The sequence below is a fragment of the Sporomusa sp. genome, from assembly GCF_057736855.1.
In genome coordinates this window covers 1-2,240 of record NZ_JBYKYF010000191.1, presented here as the reverse complement: position 1 = coordinate 2,240, position 2,240 = coordinate 1, and the positions used below count along the sequence as shown (strand labels likewise).

Sequence of the window (2,240 nt, the reverse complement as noted above, 5' to 3'; positions counted from 1 at the left end):
CAAAAGCAACTGGCAATCCACGCATCATATCGGCCTTTTCACGGACAGTAGAACCTGCCTCTGCCAGCAATATATTAGGGATGGTACGAGAGCGCAAAGAAACGTCCACCGTATCAATCACTGGACCCATAGGAATCAGTGATAGTTTAATATGCGTCTCTGCCCCGGCAGTAATCTCCAGATTGCTGCGAAATTCCGGCAGTTGGCTTGCTAACCATTCTCGGATCACCATCTTCGATACGCTGCTAGCCCAAGCTAGTGAGTCAACAGGTAATCCGATTAAAACATCGGCCACCCGCTCTTTAAGCGGTCCAATATCCTGGTTAATTAGTTTCAGTAAATCGGGTGACAAACCCACACTATCAATTTCAACCGATACATCTTGGATCACTTCCCCCCAAGGTGCTAACCCCACCACAATTTGGGTAGTAGTACCTGGTATAATCGTCACCCTCTCGACACTATAACCAACAAGAACTCTGTTAAAAATCTCCCTAACAAGGTTTTCATAACTGACCTGATTGGTCTTAACATCAGTAACCGTGCGTCCAACAAGCATTTCTTCCCCAACCGTCGTGATACTTGCTGTCATTCGCTTGGCAACCCTGTCAGGTGGCGGCTCAGCGGCCATAATCGTCACGGCAATGTTGTCCACAGTTGGAGCTATCGCATTGCCAACTCCGGGCCACAAGACCAGTAGCAGGACAATAACGCTGAGAGCGATCATCTGGCGTGGATACCTTACGCTAATGATGCATACCTCCTTGTACTAAATGAGTCAGGCCTGCGGCCTGACTCATTCATTAATACCGTTTTAGAACTGACCGCCAAAGCTGAAGTGAGCCCGACCACCCTGATCGCCTTGCGCATAGTCAAGACGAATAGGTCCTATCGGTGTGTTCAGACGTAAACCTACGCCAACACTGACATTAAGATCATCAAGCTTGTACCCCTCACCATCCCAGGCATTAGCAATATCGGTGAACACTACACCTTGCACTTTGTTAACCACCGGGAAACGGTATTCGGCCGTAGCGGCCAGCATTTTATCGCCTTCAAACTGGTCGTCTTTGTAACCGCGCAGAGTATCAGAACCACCAACAGCGAATTTGCCATTGTCAGGCATGCTGCCATCTGCATAACCGATGGTGAGTCGGGAGGCAATTACATGGTCACGACCAACTTTGTAGTATTTGCGGCCTTCAAGCGTGTACTTGTTATAGTCAAAGTCACCGCCAAGTGCTCTACCGGCAAACTCGGCCGACAGAGAATAACGGGCACCTTCCGTAGGACTGAACACATTATCCCGGGAATCAAACACGCGGGTCAACGTGATGCTGCGGGTCAAACCAAAGTTCTTTTCCAAATAATTAGGGTATGGTAGTTTGCTTGGGTCTTTAGACGAGTAATCGTAAGGACCATCAATATATTCAACATGCGTGTCTCGACGGTTTTTGAAAGTTATATAGTTTTGTAGATATTCACCATGCGGACGGCCAAGCGTAATATCAAAGCCTTTCCGGTTTTTATCATAGGTGGATTCCAAATGACCATTAGTATCATAATCATCATACTCATTGGTCATGTCGTAGAAACTAAAACTCAGTGAAGTTTGCTTGCTGTCCAACCAGGGGCGGGTATAACTTACCTCATAGTTGGTATTATCAGCACCGCCAAATTCCCAGTGTAATTTGACTTTATCGCCAGTGCCTCTGAAGTTATTGTCACCCAGTTCAATAATACCAACCAGACCATCGGCTTTGCTATAACCACCGCCAATGGAGAATGTGCCTGTCTTTTGTTCAACGACACTGGCTTCCAGGACAACCGCATTGGGTTCTTTGCCTGGATTAAGTTTCATGTTAACATCCTCAAAGTAACCAAGGTTGTACACTTTTTGCATACTGCGACGGGCGTCCTTGACGTTGAAAGGTTCCCCGGTTTTGAGTTTCATTTCACGGGTAATAACTTCATCCTTGGTCTTGTCGTTACCTTTGATCACAATGCCTTCCAGTACACCTTCACTAATCGTCAAGGTCAATACCCCAGACGGCGACATAGCCACATCACTTACTTTGGCTAAAATATAGCCTTGGTCATGATAATATGACTCAATCGCCCGGATATTGGCATTAAGGGTTCTGGTATTCAGAATACCCTCTTTGCCTGTGGTCACCAATTCCTTAATTTTTTCGGTAGATACCTTGTTGTTGCCTTTAACGACAATGTCTGTAAGTTTT

The 2,240-nt window shown here is 46.3% G+C and carries 1 protein-coding gene and 1 pseudogene; both read right to left on the bottom strand.

From position 1 onward, the window contains the following. Positions 1-655: pseudogene (locus AC29Z1_RS12145) on the bottom strand (hypothetical protein); the annotation flags it as partial. 159 nt (positions 656-814) lie between these two features. Beyond that, on the bottom strand, positions 815-2,240 hold a 1,426-nt coding region (locus tag AC29Z1_RS12140; RefSeq protein ID WP_488271728.1), incomplete at its 5' end, for a BamA/OMP85 family outer membrane protein.